This window comes from Acidobacteriota bacterium (assembly GCA_020853395.1).
GTDB lineage: Bacteria > Acidobacteriota > Vicinamibacteria > Vicinamibacterales > SCN-69-37 > JADYYY01.
Genome location: JADYYY010000017.1, coordinates 36,045 through 57,480, shown reverse-complemented (window position 1 = coordinate 57,480; position 21,436 = coordinate 36,045). Strand labels below are relative to the sequence as shown.

Below are 21,436 nucleotides of genomic sequence, written 5' to 3'. Positions count from 1 at the left end.
GCCGGCCCGAGCCGGCCCCGGTGGCGGGCTCGGCGCCCGCGCGTGGCGCGGAGGCCGGGGGCTGGTTCAGCGGCGTGCCGATGCACCGCGCGGTCGTGCGCTCGACGCACGGCATGGTCGCGACCAGCCAGCCGCTCGCCTCGCAGGTCGGCCTCGAGATCCTCGAGCACGGCGGCAATGCCGTCGACGCCGCGATCGCCGTGGCGGCCATGCTCAACGTGACCGAGCCGAGCATGACGGGCGTCGGCGGCGACGCGTTCGCGATGGTCTACTGGGCGAAGACCCAGAAGCTCGAGGCGCTCAACTCGAGCGGCCGGGCGCCGCGCGCGCTCACGCTCGATCACTTCCGCGAGAAGAACATGACCGCCATGCCGCTCAAGGGCATGGAGGTGATCACGACGCCAGGCGCCGTGGACGGCTGGATCACGCTGCTCGAGAAATACGGGACGAAGCGGCTGCCCGAGCTGTTGGCGCCGGCGATCGGCTACGCCGAGCAGGGCTTCCCGGTCGCCGAGAAGATCGCCGCCGACTGGATTCCCGAGGTCGGCAAGCTCCAGGAGACCGAGGCGGCGGCGTCGACCTATCTGCTGAACGGGCAGCCGCCGGTCGCCGGCACGATCTTCGTCCAGAAAAACCTCGCGCGCACGTTGCGGACGCTCGCGGCCGGAGGCCGCGACGCCTTCTACAAAGGACCGATCGCGAAGGCGATCGTCGACTACGTCCAGCAGCACGGCGGCTATCTTTCGATGGAGGATTTCGCCGCCCAGGCGAAGTCCGCCGAGTGGGTCCAGCCGATCTCGACGACCTACAAGGGCTACACGCTGTACGAGCTGCCGCCGAACAACCAGGGGCTCACGGGGCTCATCCTCGCCAACATCCTGGAAGGCATCGATCTCCAGGCGATGAAGGGCGATCCGGTGCGCTACTACCACACGCTGATCGAGGCGACCAAGATCGCGTTCGCCGATCGCAACCGGTGGATCGCCGATCCCGCGTTCGCGAAGCTCCCGGTGGCCGAGCTGATCGCCAAGCCGTACGCAGCCGAGCGCCGGAAGCTCATCGACCCCGAGAAGGCGATCGACGTGCCGGCCCCCGGCCAGTTCAACCTGGGCGCGGATACGACCTACTTCACGATCGTGGACAAGGACCGCAACGCGGTGTCGTTCATCAACAGCCTGTTCAACGCGTTCGGCTCGGGGATCGTGGCGGGCGATACCGGCATCATGCTGCACAACCGCGGCACGGGCTTCACGCTCGAGGCGAATCATCCGAACCTGTACGCGCCCGGCAAACGGCCGTTCCACACGCTCGTGCCCGCGATGGTCTTCAAGGACGGCAAGCTCTTCATGTCGTACGGCGTGATGGGCGGTGACATCCAGACGCAAGGGCACGTGCAGGTGCTCCTGAACCTGGTCGAGCGCGGGCTCAACCTGCAGCAGGCGATCGACGCGCCGCGCGTCCGCTACATCAGCGGCAAGGGCGTGATGATGGAGCCGGAGCTCGGCGACGCAGTGATTCAGGGGCTCGTCGCGCGCGGCCACCAGCGCGTGCTGCCGCCGGAGGGCGTGGAGCACCGCACGTTCATGGGCGGCGGCCAGGCCATCGTGATCGACCCGCAGACGGGCGCGCTGTCTGGCGCGTCCGACATCCGCAAGGACGGGCTCGCGATCGGCTACTGATCGGCCGGCGCCGCCGGTCCGTGTGGTACGCTCCGCCGCGTGACCCCGCCCGGCGCGCCGGATCTGCCTCGCAAGCTGAGCTTCTTCGACGGTGCCGCGCTGCTCGTGGGCTCGGTCATCGGGTCCGGCATCTTCGTCGTGCCCAGCCTGATCGCCCAGCGCGTGCCGGAGCCCGGCATGGTGATCGCCATCTGGGTCTTCTCCGGGCTGCTCGTGCTGTGCGGGGCGCTCACGCTCGCCGAGCTCGGCACGATGCTGCCGCACTCGGGCGGGCTGTACGTCTACATGCGCGAGGCCTACGGGCCGTTCTGGGCGTACCTGTACGGCTGGACGATCATGCTCGTCGCGATCCCGAGCTCGGTCGCGGCGCTGACGAGCGCCTTCCTGCTCTACCTGAAGCTCTTCATTCCGCTGACGCTCTGGGCCGAGAAAGTGCTCGGCCTCGTCCTGCTCGTGGCGCTCGGCTTCATCAACACCCGCGGCGTCAAGCAGGGTGCGGGCGTGCAGAACCTGTTCACGATCCTCAAGGTCTCAGGGCTCGTGCTGCTGATCGGCCTCGCGATCGTCACCGGACAAGGCAGCGCGGCGAACCTGCAGCCGCTGTTTCCGCCGGCCGTATCGATTGGGCTGCTCTCGGCCGTCGGGCTGGCCATGGTTTCCACGCTCTTCGCCTACGACGGCTGGCAGTTCGTCAGCTTCGTCGCCGGCGAGATCCGGGACCCGCAGAGGAACGTGCCGCGCAGCATCGTGCTCGGCGTGCTGATCGTCATCGCCGTGTACGTGAGCGCCAACCTCGCGTACTACTTCGTGCTGGGGCCGGCGCGCATCGCCGGGTCGCAGCGCGTCGCGGCCGACGCGATGTCGGCGATGGTCGGGCCCGCCGGCGCCACGATCATCACGCTCGCCATCGTCTGCTCGACGTTCGGCGCCATCTCCGCCAACGTGCTGGCGGGGCCGCGCGTGTTCTACGCGATGGCCCGCGACGGCGTGTTCTTCCCGGCCCTGGCCGACGTGCACCCGCGGTTCCAGACGCCCGCGAACGCCATCTGGGCGCTGTCGATCTGGGCGGGCGTGCTGACGCTCACCGGCGGGTACGAGCACCTCATCACGATGTCGGGGTTCGCGAACTGGATCTTCTTCACGATGGTCGTGCTGTCGGTGATCGTGCTGCGGCGGCGGCACCCCGAGTGGGAGCGGCCCTATCGCGTCGTCGGCTACCCGTTCACGGTGATCGTGTTCGTCCTCGTGTCGTCGGTGTTCGTGCTGAACACGCTCGTCGAGGCGCCGGCGAGTTCGCTCATGGGGCTGGGACTGCTGCTCGTCGGCATCCCGTTCTACCGCCGCCAGCGTCAGTCATAGCCCTTCCGGCACCGATCTGATGGGATCGTGAGTGGGTCCGTCGGTCACCGCACCATGCCGCCGGCCGTCTGCAGCGAGTCGGCTTCGGCTGTCGCGAACGTGCCGCCGGTGCACGGGGCGCCGAACTCCGGCGTCGAGCTGGGGTTGTTCTTGAATCTCGCGATGAACTGCGGAAGCCGCGAATCGCCGGCGCCTTCGAGCACGATCTGGTGGTTCCAGGCGCTCGCCACGACCGGCGCTTCCAGTCCGGGGTACGGGCTGAGCAGCATGTAGTCGTCGGCGGCGATCGTCTTCAGGCGCAGCACGTCGTCGGCGGGCAGATCGGGCCGGTAGGTGATCCACACGGCGCCGTGTTCGAGCGCGTGCACCGCGTGCTCGTCGTGGATCGGCACGTCGTACGTTCCGCAGTTCTGCCAGACGACGTTGTGGGTGCCGCCGAGCGGCGGGCGCTCGCGATACGTGATCCGGCCGGCGAGGTGTTGGCCGCCAGGATACGTGGCGGTCGTCAGTGCGCTGGAGAGCTGGTGCTCCCTGAACGTGCAGAATCCGATCGAGGTCGCGACGACGGTCAGAAGCGCGCCGAGCGCGGCGCGCCGGATCAGGGTGCGGCGGCGGAGGGCTTTCTTGTGTTCCGTGCGGGTCTGTGCGGCCTGTTCTCGTCGTGCGCGCGCGCGTTCTCTTGCCATCGGCTCTTCGTTCCCCTTCACGCTCGCCTGCACGCCCGGCGGTTCCGGCGCCTTGGCGAGCAGCTACTATAGCGTCCGTGACGACGCCCGCGCCCGGCCGCTCCGTCATGCGCCGCTGGCTGATGACCGGTGCCGCCGCCGCGCTCCTCGGTCTGGTCTGGGTGCTGCTGACGCTCTGGAGCGGCGGCCCGCCGTCGGAGCGCTCCCAGGAAGCGGGCTTCGCCCGCGACATGGCGACCCACCACGCGCAAGCGGTCGAGATGGCCTTCGTCGTCCGCGACGCGTCGACGGACGAGCGGCTGCGCGCGCTCGCGTACGACATCATCGTCACGCAATCGGCGCAGCGCGGCATGTTCATGGGCTGGCTGCAGCAGTGGGGGCTGTCGCAAGCATCGGCCGGACCGCGCATGCAGTGGATGCCGGCGCACGCAGGTCACCGCGCGATGGGCGCCGAGCCGGCGTCGTCCGCATCGTCGATGCCCGGCATGGCGACGGACGCCGAGCTCGGGCTGTTGAGGGACGCGGCCGGGCGCGAGGCGGAGATCCTGTTCCTGCAGCTCATGATCCGGCATCACGAGGGCGGCGTGCTGATGGCGCGCGCGTTGCTGTCGCGGCCGGCAAGGCCTGAGGTCACAGCGATCGCAAGAGCGATCGATGCCGGACAACGCGGCGAGATCGTCCTGATGACCGGGCTGCTCGCCGAACGGGGCGCGCAGCCGCGGCCCTCGCGGCTCGAGTGATCGAAGCTACCGGTAGAACGGCTGCGACGTGAGCGTCCTCGGGCCGTAGACGGGGGCCGGCTGCCCGACTTCGTACGCGCCGAGGTCCGGCGCCTTTCCCGAGAAGCCGTCGTTCACGTTGGGGATCCGCACGCCCGCGTCCACGGCCTTGCTCGCCGGCTTCAATCCGAAGTTCAGATTGACGGCCTCGTAGGGCGTCCCCGGCTTCGACGAGTCGGGCGGCACCGGCGGCGCCAGGTTCTCGAACACGTCGTAGTCCAACTCGATCGAGTGCGTTTCCTGGCCGCTGGCGCGTGCGAGCTCGGCGAGCGTCCGGAATCGCGGCGCCTGCGCGGCCGGCCGCTCGTAATCCACCGTGAGTCCCGGGCGCGGCCCGAGCCAGGCGTACTGGGTGTCCACGCCACGGTTCGGCCGATAGCCGTTGTGATCGTAGAGCGAGTAGGCCGTCGGGCCGCCGATCGACGCGATGCCGACGCGCGGCGCGTCGGTGCCGAGGAACAGGTTGTTCAGGAAGCGAGCGTTCGAGACCTGCTGGTTGGTGCGGTGCTCCGCGATGATGGTGTTCTGCAGCACGTAGACGCCCGCCGGGTTGTTGAACTTGAGCGCCACCGGCGTGTTGTACACGACGTTGCGGATGTAGTACGCCGGGCCGCCGAAGATCGGCTGCGCGCTGAGCCCCGTGTGCGCGGCGTTCACGCCGCGGTTGCGCAGCACCCGGATGTTGTGCACGCCGCCGTCTGCCTCGATGAAGTCGTCGCCGGTGACGTGGATGTCGTTGTTGTAGATGTCGATCGCCACCGCCCAGTCGCTGCGCGCTGCGTCGGGCTGGCCGTGCGTGCAGACGCTGATGCCGTCGTGGAAGAACGCGACCGCGTTGTGCGCGATGACGTGGCCCTGCCCGTAGACCTTCACCGCGTAGTAGCTGTTGATGGGGTGCGCGCCGTACGCGCCGGGATTCGCCCAGCCGAGCACGCGATGCCGATCGTCGCGGCCGAGGAAGATGTTGTCGGCGATGTAGAAGTTCTTCGACCCGGCGAACTGCGTGTTCACCCCGATGCCCACGTTCTCGATCCGGCAGTTCCGGACGGTCAGGCCCTCGGCGCCAGCCACGTCCTTGACGCCGGCCCAGAACGCCACCTCGGCGTTCCGGATCGTCAGGCCGTCGAAGATGTTGTAGGCCGAGCCCATCACGTCGAAGAGGCGGAACGCCCCGTCGCCGTCGATGATGACCTCGCCGTCGCCGGCGGCCTTGATGACGATCGGCTTCTCCGGCGTGCCCTTCGCCGTCAGCAGGTAGGTGCCGTCGAACGTCGTGCTGAACGGATCGACGTAGTTGTGCCGGTCGCCCTTGTACAGGCCGGCGTGCATGAGGATCACGTCTCCGGGCTCGACTTTCTTCTGGTAGACGACGTTCCAGTCGCCGGTGCCGGCGCCGGCATAGGCGGCCATCAGGCCGGTGTAGGCGGGCTCCTGCTTCGGCCCTTTCCAGCCTTGCGGGTAGACGTGCAGCACACGCCCTCCGGCCGCGGCTCTGGGTTCGCCGCGTGTCCGCACCTTCGTGACCTGAACGGCGTCGCCGCTGATCCCGTCCGGGTCCTTCATCGTGAGCCTCACCTCGTACTCGGTGTCGGGCTCGAGATCGATGATGCTCCCCGCGAAGCGCGGCGGCACCGTGTAGGGCGCGCGGAAGATCTTCTCGCCGCCCATGCGCAAGAGCGGCATCGCCTCCTTCCACGCCGCCGCTCCGGCGGCGCGGTATGCGACCTCGACCGTGGCGTTTCGGTTGTCGTCGCCCTCGATGTCCCACTCGAATCCGAGGCAGATCAGCGTCGGCGGCTCGACGACGAACCGGCCGGCGCGCGTCGCGTTCTCGGCGCGGAGCACCGGCGTGGACAGCATGGTCAGGATGAGCACCGCGAGCAGCCGCTTCATGCGAACCTCCGCTGAATCGGGAGAGTGTACATCGAGGAACTCCCGCGGTCGCCCGTACACCGGCGCCTGCCGATCCAGACGCGTCGCGTCACGCGGCGCCCGGGAATAAGATACGCGCATGCGCTCCATCGTCCTGCTGCTCGCGCTCGCGCTGTCCGCTTGTACTTCCGCGCCGGCTCAGCCGGATTACGACCTCGTCGTGGCGGGTGGTTCCGTGCTGGACGGCGACGGCGGTCCGGCCGTGCGAGCCGACGTCGGCGTGCGGGATGGCCACGTCGCGACGGTCGGCGATCTGGCGGCCGCCTCGGCGCGCCGCCGCATCGATGCGACCGGTCTCGTCGTCGCGCCCGGCTTCATCGACATGCACAACCACTCGGACTACACGATCCTCGTGGAACCCAAGGCCGAGAGCATGATCCGCCAGGGCGTGACCACGATGGTCCTCGGCGAATCGCGATCGGCGGGCCCGGTCAAGGTCGGCGTGAACGACGATCCGCGCTCGCTGCTCGACGGCGTGACGCCGGAGTGGACGACGATGGGCGGCTATTTCGAGACGCTGGAACGCCGTCACATGGCGACCAACATCGCGTCGTACGTCGGGGAGGAGCAGGTCTGGACGTACGTGCACGGCTACGGTCAGCAGCCGCCGACCGCAGCGGAGATCGCGACCATGCAGGACCAGGTGCGCCAGGCCATGCGCGAGGGCGCGATGGGCCTGTCGACGTCGCTGCTCGTCCCGCCGTCCAGCCTCGCGACGACCGCGCACCTCGTCGAGCTGGCGAAGGCCGCCAAGGAGTACGGCGGGATGTACTCGTCGCACATCCGCGACGAGGGCGAGGGCGTGTTCAAGGCGATCGGGGAAGCGATCGCGGTCGGCAAGGGCGCGAACATCCGCGTGGACGTCATCCACATGAAGATCGCGCACAAGAAGCTCTGGGGCCGCGCCAACGAGATCATCGCGATGGTGCAGAAGGCGCGCGACGAGGGCTACGACATCCGCGCCAACGTCTATCCCTACACGGCTGGCCAGAACAACCTGTCGTCGATCATCCCGCCGTGGGCGTTCGACGGCGGCCGCGAGAAGATGCTCGAGCGGCTCCGCGATCCGGCGCTGCGCCCGCGGCTGCGCCGCGAGATCCTCAACGGCCTGCCGAACTGGTACAACCACTACTTGGCGACCGGCGACGGCTGGGGCGGCATGCTCCTCGTCGCGCTGAAGAACGAGAAGAACAAGCCGTTCCAGGGCAAGCGGATGAGCGAGCTCGTCGCGGCGCGCGGCGGCAATCCGGCTGACGTGCTGATGGACGTGTTGCTCGAGGAGCACGGCACGGTGCCGACGGTCTTCTTCCATCACTCCGAGGAAGACATGCAGCTCATCCTGAAGCAGCCGTGGACGTCGATCGGATCCGACGGCACGGCGGTGAGCCCGGACGGCCCGACCGGAAAGACGCACCCGCACCCGCGCTACTACGGGACGTTTCCCCGGGTCCTCGGACGTTACGCCCGCGATCTGAAAGTGATACCGCTCGCCGAGGCCGTGAAGAAGATGACCAGCATGAACGCCGACAAGCTGGGCATCGCGGATCGCGGCCGGATCAAGGCCGGCAACTGGGCGGACCTCACGGTCTTCGACGCGGCGACGGTGGCCGACCGCGCGACCTTCGAGCAGCCGCACCAGTTTCCCGTGGGGATTCCTTACGTGATCGTGAACGGCGAGGTCACGATCGACAACGGGCAGCACACGGGGGCGATGGCGGGTCGGGTCATCTTCGGGCCGGGGAAAGGGAAGTAACGCCGTCCGCCAGCTTCCGGTACGACTCGTGGAGCAACCGCGAGACTTCAGCCCAGTCGGCATTCACGCCGCCGTCATCTCTGAGCTTCCCGGCTCTGGCGCGCAGGACCGAGGCCTCGAGCACGCGCTCGCGAGGCACGTCGTACAGCATGGCGTTCAGATCGGCGATCAGGCCGCCGACCTGCTCCGGGCTGTCCTGACCCGGCATGCGGCGCGCGACCCACCAGGCGAGCTCGGCACGTGCGAGCGCGGCCGGATCGTAGGCGGCGCCGGTCCACGCTTTCGCCCGCGCGTACCCGTCCTCGAGATCCGGAAGCACGTGGGCGTACTCACCGCGCAATCCGCCGAACGTCGCCGCGGCCCGTGCCAGCGAGAACGCGATCCGCGACGCCGTCCACCACGAACACCGGTACGTCTCCCGCGTCTGCGCAACGAGCAGCGCGAACAGACGCACGTTCCGCTTCTCGTAGTACGCGCGCCACATCTCGATCTCACGTTCAGCGGTGCGAACAGGGTCGAAGCGGCGGATGTCGCGGGGACCGGGAGGCGTGGCCACGAAGCCGATGTAGAGGACCGCCCCACCGAGCACGGCAAGCACGAGGGACGCGCGCCGGCGGGCCATGTTGCCGGCATTGTAGAGCGATCGAGACCCGCGCGGCGCGCACGCGTCGCTCGACGTCCGGCCGGCTTCACGGCCCGGCTGTTTGCGCCGCCCTGACGATGAAGCGCTGCGGAGCGCTGCCGACGTAGGTGAACGGATAGCAGGTCACGAGCGTCAGTTGCCGGCGCGTCGAGGGCGCCAGGACCCAGACATCGGCGGGTGCGACGATCATCCGGTCCCTGACGCGGTACGTGAGCACGCCGTACGGGGTGCGCAGGCGGATCTCGTCGTCGTGGCGGATGGCGCGGAGCGCTCGGAAATGGGTGTCCCGATGTCCGGCGACGACGCTGTTGCCCGGACGCCACGGCAGGGGCGTATCGGGTAGATGGCCGACGGCGATCTTCAACGTTGCCTCGTTGTCGCCTTCGGTCACGACCTGCGAGTACTTCAGGCGCGGGATCTCGAGCACGCCGATGACGCCGTCGGGCGGGACGGTGGCGGGCGGCGACGTGTCGCCGAGCGGCTCGCGCGGAGCGGTCGCGAGCGCGGCCTGATGCGTGGCGTTGTAGTCGGCGCGCGCCATGGTCTGCGCGCCGATCCACAGCACGCCCCCGGCGCCGGCCGCCCAGAGCGCGCGCTCGATCCAGCCGATCCATCGGCGGTCACGGTTGCGCATCGAGTCCCTCTCGCGTCTCCTCGTCGATGACCGTGATCGGCGGCTCCGTGTCCGGCTGCGGCGCCGCGTCGCGATAGCCTTCGCGATGACGGACGCGGACGTTCCGGCCGCCAGGCGCCGACACGCGAACGTCCAGCACGTGATAGGTCCCGGCCGGCGCAGCCGGCACGTCGATGCCGAGCACGTAGCCCTGCCGGATGTCTTCCGCGATGCGGCGCAGCGCCGCCGACAGATCCGCGCGGCCGCGCGGTTGGAACATCTCGCCTCCGGAGCTCCGAGACAGGCGGCGCAGGACGTCAGGATCGGCAGTGGCATCCAAGGGATCGACGAGCGCGAGGCCGTAGAGCACGACGTTCGACGCCTGCGAGTCGGCCACGACCTCGGCGAGCGTCGACGTGCTCGCGTTGTCGCCGCCGTCGCTGACGACGACGAGCGCCTTGCGCGGATGCCGCCCGTGGGCCGCGTAGCGCAGCCCCGATCGAATCGCGTCGAAGAGCGCGGTCTTCCCGCGAGGTTCGACCACGCGGCTGAGGGCGCGCGCGAGCACGTCGCGGTCGCTCGTGAACGGCGCGCTCGGCGGCAGCGCGGGATGACGTGTCTCGTTGAACGCCATCGCGAACAGCTCATCGTCGGGATGGCTCGCGGCGGCGAAGGCGCGCGCCCCGGCGAGCAGGTCGTCGCGAACGGCCCACATGCTGGTGCTGCTGTCGAGCACGAGCCCGATCGTCGCTGGCGCGTCTTCGTCGAGGAACAGCGCGACCGGCACGTCGGCGCCATCCCGCCTCACGCTGAAGGCGCTGCGCGGCAGGTTGCCGACGTGCTCGCCCGTGCGATCCGTCACGCGAACGTTGAGGACGACGAGGGTCGTGGAGGCGGAGAACTGCTCGCCACCGAGGACGACCGCGCCGCCGGGCAGCAGCCCGGCAGCGAGCGACCAGGCCATCAATCGTGAGCGGCGCATGCTGGCACGTCGGGGAGCCGCACGGAGGACGTTCCGTGCGGCTCCCGAGTGTTGCGCGACCTACAGCGCGATCCGACGCCGCAGCGCGAACGCGGCGGCGAGCGCGATCAACGAAACCAACGCGATGGCCGGCTCGTTGCCTGCCGTCCGCGGCAGCTCGCTGCGACCCGCGGCGTTCGACGCCTGCGCCTGCACGCGGCCAGCGGCGCTGCCGCCGGCCGCACCCTGCGCCGAGCGTGTCGTGCTCGCCGCGCTGTTGGCTGACGCGACGCTGCCGTTTCCGTTCTCGATGTCGCCCACTTGCGCGATGCCGCGTGGCTGGGCGGGCCTGGACTCGGACGACGCGACGTACGGCACTTCGTTGCCGCCAGGCTCGAGCCGGACCAGCTCACCCGACTCGACCTGCCCGCTCTGGACCTCGCCCGCCGGAACCGTGGCCCGTGTCGTCAGGATCGGCTCGGTGGCGGTCTTGGCGATCGTCATGGCCTGCTGTCTCGGGTAGACGAACTCCCAGCCCTGGCGCATCTCGGGATACCACCAGCTACCGATCGCGGTCGGCGCGCTGGCCGAGCTCTCGATGAGCCGTACCTCCGGACGTTCGGGTTGATCGGCGCGCATGCTGCCGACCGCCATCGCGGTGTGTATCAGCTTCGCGCGATCGCCCGAGTAGATCTGCACGATCTGTCGATCGCGCCCTTCGAGCCTGAAGAGGTATCGGCCCGGGTCGAGCGTCTTGTTGGGCACGACCACCGGTTGACTGAACGTGAAGTAGATGTCCTTGGTCGGCGGGGCGCTCAGGTTCTGTGCCTGGGCAGATGCCGCGAGGCAGCCAACCAGGGCCAGGGACGTCGTGGCAAGTGAGAGTTGTCGTCGCATCGTGACCGCTCCTTGGATTCGTCGTGCGCATCGCGTGCAGGCAATGGCTGGGAGCCGGCCCGGGATCGTCCGTCCCGCCGCTCATGCGCGGTCTCGTTCCGATCTCTGTTGCGGAAAGAGAGCAAGATGGATGCCGGGAACGGGAGGATGACAATTCACCGCGATTCGGCGCGCGGTCCGTCCTTCTTGCGTCGTGTCCGGGTCGATTCTTCACGCGCCGCGCTCATCGTCTGCAGCCGGTTGCCGTGGGCTTCGGACCAACCGCGCTGCGAACGGGCGTTCACTGTCACGCCTCACCGGAGGTAACGACCGATGGCGAGCGGCGATTCGGCGACGTCCGGACGTGCTGCCGATGCGCAGCTCAGGTCATGTCATCGAGGATGCAGCGCGCCGCGTTGTGACCGGCGGCGCCGATGACGGATCCGGCGGGATGACATCCGGCGGAACACGAGTAGAGGCCCGCGATGGGCGTGCGATACGGCATCCGCTCGTCGAACCCGAACGTGTTGTCGATGTGATGGATGTGTCCGTACCGCATGCCGAACTGCTCCTCGATGTCCTTGGGCGACAGGATGGAGGCATCCACGACGCTCTCGGCCAGGCCTGGAGCGAAGCGGTCGGCGAGGTCGACGAGGTGTTGCGCGTAGCGTGATCGTTCGTCGGCCCACGTGCGGCCGTTCGACAGCGCGTACGGCACCCACTGGACGAAGAACGCGGCGCTGTGCCGGCCTTCGGGATCGCGCAACGTCGGATCGACGACCGTGTGCGTGTACCACTCGATGGTGGGCACGTCCGGCAGCTCGCCGCGCGCGGCCTGATCGAACGCCCGCCCGACGGCGGCGAGCGTGTCGTCCTCCTGCGGCAGCAGGTGAATCGTGGTGCGGTATTGCCCGCGATCGTCAGGCAGGCAGCGGAACGCCGGCAGCCGGTCGAGCGCGAGATTAACCTTCATGGTCGTGCCGGTGCGCCGCCAGCGATCGAGCCGGGCGATGAACGAGCGCGGAAAGGCGTCCGCGCCAGCGAGGTCGCACATGGTGAACGGGTCGGCGTTCGAGAGCACGACGGCGGCATCGAGCCCGGACCCGTCCTCGAGCGCCACGCCCGTCGCGGTGCCGGCGTGCACGAGGATCTTCGTGACGCGCGCCCGCGTCCGGATCTCGGCGCCCGCCTCACGTGCGAGCCGCGCCAGCTCGGTTGCCACCGCGCCCATTCCGCCTTTGACGATCATCCACGTGCCATCGGCGTCCGGCAGCCGGCACATGTTGTGGACGAGGAAGTTCATGCCCGTGCCGGCGTGTCCAGGACCGGCGTGCAGGCCCGAGAAGCCGTCCGTCACGGCGAACATCGCGACGAACAGGTCGTGCGCGAAGCCGAATCGCCGCAAGTAGTGCTCGACCGGCTGATGCACCAGATCGAGAAACCGCCGGCGCAAGGCTGGCCGAACGTAGCGCTCGGCCGTCTCGGGCGCCGAGAGCGGTTCGGCGAGCCAGCTCGGCGCCAGGTCCTCGCGCATCTGTTCCAGCTCGGCGTCGATCGCCACGCAGGCGTCCCAGTCACGTTCGGAGAAGTACTCCACGCACTGGCGGCGGACGTCGGCGCGATCGCTGCCAATCAACAGACTGCGTCGATCGAGCGTGGGCAGGAAGTAGTGCGGATCGCGGCGGACGAGATCGAACCTCGCGCCCAGCCGCGCGATGAGCTCGGGCGGCATCACGCCCAGCAGGTACGCGCCGGGCGACGTCCGCAAGGCGGGCGCGCGCCGGAACGGCTGTGACGTGCGGACGGCACCGCCGACGACCTCGGCGGCCTCGAGCACGACCACGCGCAACCCGCGACGAGCGAGCAGAATCGCGGCGACGAGCCCGTTGTGGCCGCCGCCGACGATGAGGCAGTGGCATCGGGGCATCGGATTATCGGAGCATCGGGCTATCGGATCGGATCATTGGATCATCGGGCCATCGCATCGGATCATCGTCGCGCCCCAGCCCGCTACTCCGATGGATCCGAATCCGATGCGATATCCCGATATCCCGATGACCCGATATCCCGATGCTATCGGATCGTCCACAGATAGATGGTCGTGTAGTCGGCCTGTTCCGTTTGGTCGGGCGGCCAGTCTTGGCCCATCGAGAACGCGTGAGACACGACGCGCGAGCCGGGCTTGAGCTCGGCCTTCAGGCGTGGCGCCAGCTTCTGATTGAGGCTCTGCAGGAGATAGAGCGTCACGACGCTGGCCTCGCCGATCTTCAGCGCCGGATCGAAGATGTCGCCGCGAATCAGCGTCACCCGATCCTGCACGCCGGCGGCGCGGACGTTCGCGGTCGCCTCCTTGATGCGTTCCGGATCGATGTCGACGCCGACGACCCGCGCGCCGAGCTTGGCCGCAGCGATGACCAGGGCGCCGTCGCCGCACCCCAGGTCGTACACCACGTCGCGCGCCGTGACGTTGGCGAGCTTCATCATCGCGTTGGCCACGGGCTCGCGCGTCGGGACGAAGATCACGTCGCGCTCGCGAAGCGGCGTGTTCGACTCGATGACGCTCTGTGCCCGTGCCGGCGCGATGCCGACGACGAGCGACGAGAGAAGGAGGGCGTACGCAAGGCGTAGGTTCATCAGAGACTCCACGTGAGGGGGTTGGGAGGATATTACGACATCGGGGCATCGGGACATCGCAGCGGGCCATCGAAACGTCGATCGATCGGACCACCGCACCGTCGGACCGACGCGCGCGAACCCGGGACCCGGGACCCGGGACTCCGGACCCTGAACTGCTATGATGCGCGCTCGGGAGACCCTATGAAGACAGTTGCGCCGTATGTCGATCGGTTCGGGATGGCGTTCGTCGTTGCGCTGGCGCTAGCCATGTTCATGGCCGTGTTGCCCGGCGATGCCGAGCAGCGCGGGCAGGGGCAGCCCGCCGCGCCGCCGGGACCCCGCGAGGTGCCGGCTCGCACGCTCCCGATTCCCGACACGGTGAGCCCGCAGACCCAGCAGATCATCGGCGGCCCGGTTCCAGGGAACTGGAACGTCGTGCCGAAAACGCCCGAGGAGTGGGCGGCGGCGGCCGGCCGCGGCGGGGGGGCGCCCGGAGGCATCGGCGGGGGCAACCAAGCCATGCTCGACCGCTTCGGCCTGACCTCGGAGGCGATGACGATCAACGGCGTCAGCGCCTACATGCTCACGCCGAAGGACCTGCCTGCCGAGAACCGCAATCGCCTGCTCGTGCACGTACACGGCGGCTGCTACGTGATGGGCGGCGGCGGCGTGACGGAAGGCATCTACATGGCCGGCTTCGGCAAGTTCAAGGTGCTCTCGATCGACTACCGGCGGCCTCCCGCCGCCTTCTACCCCGCCGCGCTCGACGACGTCGTCAACGGCTGGAAGGGCGCGATCAAGATGGCGGACCCGAAGAACATGGCGCTGTTCGGGCTGTCGGCCGGCGGGGCGCTGACGCTGTCCGCGACGCTCCGGCTCAAGCAGGAAGGCGTACCGCTGCCGGCGGCGATCGCGCCCGGCACGCCGATGTCCGATCTGACCGCCAAGGGCGACTCGTTCCACACGAACTTCGTGGTGGACAACGTGCTCGTCGGGATCGGCCGCTGTGACGCGATGGCCGAGTACTACGCGAACGGCCACGACCTGAAGGATCCGATGCTGTCGCCGATCTACGGCGATTTCGCCGGGCTGCCCCCGGCGATTCTCGTCACCGGCACGCGCGACCTGCTGCTGAGCAGCACCGTCCGCACGCACCGCAAGCTGCGGCAGGCCGGCGTCGAGGCCGAGCTGCACGTCTTCGAAGGGCAGTCGCACGCGCAGTACAACCGCGACACGCCCGAGGGCCGCGAAGCCTACGAGGAAATCGCCAGGTTCTTCAACGCGCATCTGGGCAAGTAGTGCCCGTCGCGCACCGTTGACGGCAGCGTGCTGGAGGGTTCCGTGACACAGGTCCTCGTCGATCGTCGTGGGCGGAGGAAGGTGCCGGCGCGCCGGGCCGGCGTGATGGCGGCGGCGGCCGCGGCGGTGCTCCTCGCGGGTGGCGGACCGGCGGCGCAGGCGCCGGCGCCGTTCACCACGTGGAGCGAGTACGGCGGGACGCCGGACTCGGCGCAGTACAGCGCGCTCGCCCAAATCAACAAGGCCAACGTCCGCCAGCTCCAGGTGGCGTGGACGTATGCGACCGGCGATCCGGGCGCCTACATCTTCGGCCCGCTCGTCGTCGACAACGTCATGTACGTGCTGGCGAAGAACAACGCGATCGTGGCGCTGGACGCGGCGACGGGCAGAGAGCTGTGGGTCCACGAGAACCCCAAGGGGCGCATCACGCAGCGCGGCATCAACTACTGGGAGAGCAAGGACCGGAGCGAGCGCCGGCTCCTGTACATGAACAGCCAGTACCTGCAGGCGCTGGACGCGAAGACGGGCGAGCAGATCACCACGTTCGGACAGAACGGCCGCGTCGATCTGCGCGTGGGGCTGGACCGCGACCCGGCGACGATCAACGTGCAGTCGGGCACGCCGGGCAAGGTGTTCGAAGATCTCATCGTCCTCGGCTCGGCGACCAACCAGGAGTACGCGTCGGCGCCCGGCGACGTCCGCGCCTTCGACGTGCGCACCGGCGCGCTCGTGTGGACGTTCCACACGGTGCCGCGGCCCGGCGAGTTCGGCTACGAGACGTGGCCGCCCGACGCGTGGAAGACCGTCGGCGGGGCGAACGCCTGGGGCGAGCTGTCGATCGATGCGGCGCGGGGCATCGTCTACGTCCCGACCGGCAGCCCGAAGTACAACTTCTACGGCGGCAATCGCAAGGGCGCGAACCTGTTCGGCGACAGCCTGCTCGCGCTCGACGCGCGCACGGGCAAGCGCGTGTGGCACTTCCAGATGGTGCATCACGACATCTGGGACTACGACAACGCGACCGCGCCGAAGCTGCTCACGGTTCGCCACAACGGCCAGCCCGTCGACGTCGTGGCGCAGGCGGGCAAGACCGGCTTTCTGTACGTCTTCAACCGCGTGACCGGCGAGCCGCTGTGGCCGATCGAGGAGCGGCCCGTGCCGCAGACCGACGTGCCGGGCGAGCAGACCTGGCCGACGCAGCCGTTCCCGACGAAGCCGGCCCCGTTTGCGCGCCAGGCGTTCACCGAGAAGGACCTCAGTCAGCACATCGACGATCCGGCCGAACGCGAGCGGTTCCTGGCCGATATCCGCGCGTCGCGCAACGAAGGGCTGTTCACGCCCGTCACGTTGAACCGCTACACGATGCAGATCCCGGGCAACAACGGCGGCGCGAACTTCGGCGGCGCCGCCATCGATCCGGCGCAGGGGACGATGTTCGTCGTGTCGAAGGACTGGCCGGCGCTGCTCCAGCTCGTGGCGCCGCCGGGCACTCCGGAGAACCCGGCGGATCCTTCGTCGGTGAAGTACCGGAGCACGTTCGGCTTCATGGTCGCCTCGAATGGCCTGACGGCGATCCAGCCGCCGTGGACGTCGCTCACCGCCTACGACCTCAACGAGGGCACGATCAAGTGGCGGATCCCGCTCGGCGAGGTGTCGTCGCTCGCGGCCAAGGGCGTCAAGGACACCGGCGTGCACTTCCCGAAGATCGGTCCGGTCGTCACGGCCGGCGGCCTGCTGTTCGCCGGCACTCGCGATCAGAAGGTGCGCGCGTTCGACGTGGAGACCGGTGCGGTGCTCTGGGACGCGGACGTGCCGGCCGGCGCGGAGGGCATTCCGGCCGTGTACCAGGTGAACGGCAAGCAGTACGTCGTCTTCTGCGTCGCCGGCCAGATCGGCACGAACACGCACGTGCCGTTCTATCAGGCGCAGGCTGGCGGAGGGAACCGGGCGGGCGGCAACGTCCCAATTGCGGGGTCGTACATCGCATTTGCGCTGCCGGACTGAGTGGCGCGATAATCGCGGCCTCCGTTGGCGAACGAGCGGAAATGCGGCCTCAGCCGAGCGCGGCGCGAGGCCCTGCGCCGTTGCGCGAGGACGCGAACGGAGTGAGCGCCCGGAGCCTGGAGCGTGAGGCTGGGGCCCCGCGCCAGTCGCGCGAGGAAGCGAGCGGAGTGAGTGCCCGGAGCCTGGAGCGTGAGGCTGGGGCCCCGCGCCAGTCGCGCGAGGAAGCGAGCGGAGTGAGCGCCCGGAGCCTGGAGCGTGAGGCTGGGGCCCCACGCCAGTCGCGCGAGGAAGCGAGCGGAGTGAGCTCCCGGAGCCAGAAGCGTGGGGGTGGGGCCCCACGCCATCAAGTAACGGAGAACCAGCGATGAAGCGTCGAGACTTTCTGGTCGGGGCTGCGGCCGGGGCCGCGGCTGTTGCCGGCGTCGGGCCCGCGTTCGCGCAGGCACCCGCGCAGGGCCGAGGGCAGGGCGCGGCGCCCGCGGGTGGCGGCGGGCGTGGCCAGGGACCGGCGCAGGTGCCAGCCTCGAAGCTCGCACGCATCTCGCTGATGCAGCTCAACTGGAACCCATATCTGAAGCCGACGAACCCGAACGCGACGCCGACGCCCGACCAGACGCTCACCGTCTTCGATCTGCCGAAGCTCTACGTGGAGATGTACGGCATCCGCAGCATCGAGTACCAACACGGCAACATCGTCCAGTCGGAGACCGATCCGGCGTTCCGCAAGGAGCTGAAGGCGAAGCTCGACGAAGCGGGCGTGCAGATGACGCAGATCAACCTGGAGTTCGGAACGACCCAGGCGATCTCGAACCCGGAGCCGGCGAACCGGCAGGCTGCCGTGGATCACGTCAAGCAGTGGATGGACATCGCGGCCGAGTACGGCTGCCCGCGCGTGATGATCAACCAGCAGCAGGCGCAGCTCACGAAGGACGTCCGCGCCGGCGCCGTCCAGGCGTTCAAGGCGATGGCCGACTACGGCCGCACGAAGAACGTGAAGGTGTCGGTCGAGACGCGTGGCGCGAACCCGCCGATGGTCAACGGGCAGCCGCAGGAGCTGGGCATGAAGCCGTGGGAGTTCATGGTCGGCATCATCGAGGAGGCCGGCGCGAACTCGAACGTCGATATCGGCAACGTCGGCGCGATGAACCAGCAGGAGCTGCACGACTGCATCAGGCGCTGGCTGCCGACCTCGTCCGGCAACATGCACATCAAGGCCAGCCCGTACTGGAGCTTCGGCACGGCCATCCGGTACACGGAGTCGCTGGGCTACAAGGGCCTCTATGCGATCGAGGTGACGACGCACCAGGGGATGCGCGTCGTGTACAACGAGATTCTCGCGAACCTCGCCTAGGGAACTCGAGACTCCGAGCGTCGCCGATGTGAGCAGCGTGGGGGAGTCCCCACGCCATTGAAACTGGAGAACACGTCATGAAGCGCAGACAGTTTCTCGTGGGGGCGGCGGCCGGCGCGGCAGCCGTAGTCGGAGCAACCGGCCAGGGATTGGCGCAGGCGCCAGCGGCAGCGCAGGGACGCGCCGGCGGTCCCGCACCCGGACCGGGCCGCGGCGGCGGCCGCGGCGGCAGCCCCGCGAACGTGCCGGCGGCGAAGCTCGATCGGATCGCGATCATGTCGCTCAACCACGGCAGCATGCTGAAGCTGCCCTGGAACGCGAGCCCGAATCCGAATCAGACGCTCGACCTGTTCGACCTGCCGCAGTACTACGTCGACGTGTATGGCGTCCGGAACCTCGAGTTCCAGCACAGCCATCTGGCGCAGAACCAGGACAATCCCGATCCCGAGGTCTTCCGCCAGATGAAGGCGAGGCTCGACGCCATCGGCTCGCGCGCCAACCAGATCAACATCGAGATCGGATCGATGGCGCAGATGCAGCCCGACGGCAAGGCGGCGGCCCTGTCGGGCGACGTGCGGGCCGCGTGGATCGCGCGGGGCAAGAAGTGGATCGATCTCGCGCCCGTGCTCGGCATCAAGCGGCTGATGCTCAACCAGGGCTCGCTCAACGACGATTCGAAGGCGGGCGTCATCTCGCTCTGGAAGGAGCTGCAGGACTACGCGAAGCCCAAGGGCATCATGATGTCGAACGAGACGCGGGGCAGCGGTGCGCCCGTGTACAACCCCGGCCGCGGCCAGGCCGGCGCCCCGCCGACACCGCCTCCGGCGCCGCCGCAGATGTCGGAGACCGAACGGCTTCGCTACGTGTGGGGCATCCTCGCGGAGTGCGCGGAGGCGGCGGGCGCCTACACGAACCTCGATTTCGGGGGCGCGGGGCGCTTCAAGACCCAGCAGCAGCTCCACGACGCGATCAAAGGCATGATGAAGACCAATTCCGGGAGCATGCACATCAAGTCGAGCCCCGACTGGGACATCGGCCGCGCCGTGGCCTACTCGGAGTCGCTCGGCTACAAGGGTCTGTACACCATCGAGGTGAACCCCGATCCGGCGGTCCGCATCGTGTACAACACGATCCTGGCGAACGTCACCTAGACGATCGACGCAGCCAGCGGATCGGTTCGAAGGCTACAATGACGCCGGGTTCCGCAGCGGGCGGGCCCGGCGTTCGTCTTTCTCCGCAGGGTCGACATCATGAAGCGACTTGCTCTCGGCGCGATGATCGCGCTCGCCATGGCCGCAGGCTGGAGCGCCGTTCGCGCCCAGCAAGTCCCCTTCGATCTGGTGATTCGCGGCGGCCGCGTCGTGGACGGCACGGGCAATCCCTGGTTCGCCGCCGACGTCGGCATTCGCGACGGCCGCATCGCGGCCGTCGGCAATCTGGCCGGAGAGACGGCGCGCCGCGACATCGACGCGCGCGGCCTGGTCGTCGCACCCGGGTTCATCGACATGCACACGCACTCGGATCTGCCGTTGCTGAACGACGGCAACGCGGAGAGCAAGGTGCGGCAGGGCGTCACGCTCGACGTGATCGGCGAGAGCGCGTCGGTGGCGCCGCGCGACGGCCGGCCCGAGGCCGCCGGCACCTGGACGGACTTCACCGGGTACTGGGCCGCGATCGGCCGGCAGGGCATTTCGATGAACGTGATCTCCGAGGTGTCCTTCCAGCAGATCGAGCTCGTCGTGAAGGGCTACAGCATCGAGCCGGCCACGCCGGCCCAGCTCGATCGCATGACGCAGCTCGCCGCACGATCGATGCGGGAGGGGGCCTGGGGGCTCGTGACCAGGTTCGAGAGCGGTGGCCCGGCGCATCCGGACGAGGTCATCGCCGTCGCCAAGGTCGTCGCGTCGCTCGGCGGCATCTACGTATCGCACATCGGCAGCGAGGGCATGGAGCAGGACAAGGAGCTCGACTTCGCCATCCGCGTCGCGGACGAGACGAAGATGCCGGTGCACGTCTTCCATCTCAAGATCCGCGGCAAGCCGAACTGGGGCACGGTCGGCAGGTACGTCGCGAAGATCGAGGCCGCGCGGGCACGGGGCCTCGACGTCACGGCCAACCAGTACCCCTACACCGCGATGCAGCACCAGTGGAGCTCGTTCTTCCCGCTGTGGGCGCGCGAGGGCGGTCCCGCGCGATTCGCCGAGCGGCTGCGCGATCCGTCGCTGCGCCAGAAGATCAAGAGCGACAAGGAATTCGAGACGTGGGTCATGGAGCACGGCGGCTTAGACGGCATCGTGCTCGGCCTCGCGAGGCGTCCAGAGAACAAGAAGTACGAGGGCATGCGCATCGCGCAGATCGCGGCGCTCCGCGGCGACAAGGATCCGGCCGATACGTGTCTCGACCTGATGTCGTCCGAAGGCGGCGCGATCTCCGGGATGTTCCACACCATGTCCGAGGAGGACGTCCGCCTGGTGATGCGGCAGCCCTGGGTCGCCGTCGCGAGCGACGGCTCGGCGATCAATCTCGAGGCCGACGGCGTGCCGCATCCGCGCAGCTACGCGACCAACGCTCGCGTGCTCGGCCACTACGTGCGCGATGAGAAGGTGCTGACGCTCGAGGACGCCGTGCGCAAGATGACGACGCTCCCCGCTCAGGTGCTGGGCCTGCGCGATCGCGGGCAGATTCGCGAAGGCTTCGCGGCCGACGTGGTGGTCTTCGACCCGGCCGCCGTTGGCGAAACCAACTCGTTCGAGAAGCCCAAGTCCTACGCGAAGGGCGTGCCCTACACGATCGTCAACGGCGTCGTCGTCATCGACGGCGGCCGCCACACCGGGGCCAGGCCGGGGCGGCCGCTGATGGGACGGGCGTTCAAGGCGAGCTGACGC

General features: G+C 68.9%; 17 protein-coding genes. 9 read left to right on the top strand and 8 right to left on the bottom strand.

The window, feature by feature from the left end:
• Nucleotides 1-80 precede the first annotated feature (80 nt).
• Together ggt and IT184_16145 are read left to right on the top strand one after the other, a co-directional pair.
• A complete protein-coding gene (ggt, locus tag IT184_16150) occupies nucleotides 81-1,679 on the top strand; it encodes a gamma-glutamyltransferase (GenBank protein MCC7010341.1) in 1,599 nt (532 codons plus the stop codon).
• 39 nt (nucleotides 1,680-1,718) lie between these two features.
• Nucleotides 1,719-3,038, top strand: a complete 1,320-nt coding sequence (locus IT184_16145) for an amino acid permease (GenBank protein ID MCC7010340.1) — start codon at nucleotides 1,719-1,721, stop codon at nucleotides 3,036-3,038.
• A 44-nt stretch (nucleotides 3,039-3,082) separates the two neighbouring features.
• Here IT184_16145 and IT184_16140 read toward each other — a convergent pair whose 3' ends face one another.
• Entirely contained in the window at nucleotides 3,083-3,724 is a 642-nt protein-coding gene (locus IT184_16140; protein MCC7010339.1) for a DUF3105 domain-containing protein, read from the bottom strand.
• Between the two features lie 107 nt (nucleotides 3,725-3,831).
• Between IT184_16140 and IT184_16135 the strand changes: the two genes are divergently transcribed.
• Complete coding sequence (locus IT184_16135; protein ID MCC7010338.1) at nucleotides 3,832-4,464, top strand: DUF305 domain-containing protein; 633 nt, start codon at nucleotides 3,832-3,834, stop codon at nucleotides 4,462-4,464.
• Nucleotides 4,465-4,470: 6 nt separating this feature from the next.
• Here IT184_16135 and IT184_16130 read toward each other — a convergent pair whose 3' ends face one another.
• A complete protein-coding gene (locus IT184_16130; GenBank protein ID MCC7010337.1) occupies nucleotides 4,471-6,396 on the bottom strand; it encodes a hypothetical protein in 1,926 nt (641 codons plus the stop codon).
• Nucleotides 6,397-6,514: 118 nt separating this feature from the next.
• Between IT184_16130 and IT184_16125 the strand changes: the two genes are divergently transcribed.
• Complete coding sequence (locus IT184_16125; GenBank protein ID MCC7010336.1) at nucleotides 6,515-8,188, top strand: D-aminoacylase; 1,674 nt, start codon at nucleotides 6,515-6,517, stop codon at nucleotides 8,186-8,188.
• On the opposite strand, the gene IT184_16120 is transcribed toward IT184_16125, so the two are convergent.
• The 6 genes from IT184_16120 to IT184_16095 all read right to left on the bottom strand — a co-directional run bounded on the left by IT184_16120 (nucleotide 8,160) and on the right by IT184_16095 (nucleotide 13,915).
• Complete coding sequence (locus IT184_16120; protein ID MCC7010335.1) at nucleotides 8,160-8,810, bottom strand: hypothetical protein; 651 nt, start codon at nucleotides 8,808-8,810, stop codon at nucleotides 8,160-8,162. The genes IT184_16125 and IT184_16120 overlap by 29 nt on opposite strands.
• A 67-nt stretch (nucleotides 8,811-8,877) precedes the next feature.
• On the bottom strand, nucleotides 8,878-9,465 hold the full coding sequence (locus IT184_16115) for a class D sortase (GenBank protein ID MCC7010334.1): 588 nt from the start codon (nucleotides 9,463-9,465) through the stop codon (nucleotides 8,878-8,880).
• Nucleotides 9,452-10,426 (bottom strand): VWA domain-containing protein, encoded by a 975-nt coding sequence (locus IT184_16110; protein ID MCC7010333.1) that lies wholly within the window; start codon nucleotides 10,424-10,426, stop codon nucleotides 9,452-9,454. Before IT184_16110 ends, IT184_16115 begins: the two co-directional genes overlap by 14 nt.
• 60 nt (nucleotides 10,427-10,486) lie before the next feature.
• A complete protein-coding gene (locus IT184_16105; GenBank protein ID MCC7010332.1) occupies nucleotides 10,487-11,302 on the bottom strand; it encodes a hypothetical protein in 816 nt (271 codons plus the stop codon).
• A gap of 361 nt (nucleotides 11,303-11,663) precedes the next feature.
• A complete protein-coding gene (locus tag IT184_16100) occupies nucleotides 11,664-13,208 on the bottom strand; it encodes an NAD(P)/FAD-dependent oxidoreductase (protein ID MCC7010331.1) in 1,545 nt (514 codons plus the stop codon).
• A 146-nt stretch (nucleotides 13,209-13,354) separates the two neighbouring features.
• A complete protein-coding gene (locus tag IT184_16095) occupies nucleotides 13,355-13,915 on the bottom strand; it encodes a methyltransferase domain-containing protein (protein ID MCC7010330.1) in 561 nt (186 codons plus the stop codon).
• A 219-nt stretch (nucleotides 13,916-14,134) separates the two neighbouring features.
• Between IT184_16095 and IT184_16090 the strand changes: the two genes are divergently transcribed.
• The 5 genes from IT184_16090 (at nucleotide 14,135) to IT184_16070 (ending at nucleotide 21,433) form a co-directional block, all read left to right on the top strand.
• Entirely contained in the window at nucleotides 14,135-15,196 is a 1,062-nt protein-coding gene (locus IT184_16090) for an alpha/beta hydrolase (GenBank protein MCC7010329.1), read from the top strand.
• 105 nt (nucleotides 15,197-15,301) lie between these two features.
• Nucleotides 15,302-17,200: a pyrroloquinoline quinone-dependent dehydrogenase gene (locus IT184_16085; protein ID MCC7010328.1), complete on the top strand. Its 1,899-nt coding sequence runs from the start codon at nucleotides 15,302-15,304 to the stop codon at nucleotides 17,198-17,200.
• Nucleotides 17,201-17,564: 364 nt separating this feature from the next.
• On the top strand, nucleotides 17,565-18,551 hold the full coding sequence (locus tag IT184_16080) for a TIM barrel protein (protein MCC7010327.1): 987 nt from the start codon (nucleotides 17,565-17,567) through the stop codon (nucleotides 18,549-18,551).
• Between the two features lie 77 nt (nucleotides 18,552-18,628).
• The gene (locus IT184_16075) at nucleotides 18,629-19,702 is read left to right on the top strand and encodes a hypothetical protein (GenBank protein MCC7010326.1); all 1,074 of its coding nucleotides are present in this window, start codon (nucleotides 18,629-18,631) and stop codon (nucleotides 19,700-19,702) included.
• A 99-nt stretch (nucleotides 19,703-19,801) separates the two neighbouring features.
• Nucleotides 19,802-21,433: a D-aminoacylase gene (locus IT184_16070; protein MCC7010325.1), complete on the top strand. Its 1,632-nt coding sequence runs from the start codon at nucleotides 19,802-19,804 to the stop codon at nucleotides 21,431-21,433.
• Nucleotides 21,434-21,436 lie beyond the last annotated feature (3 nt).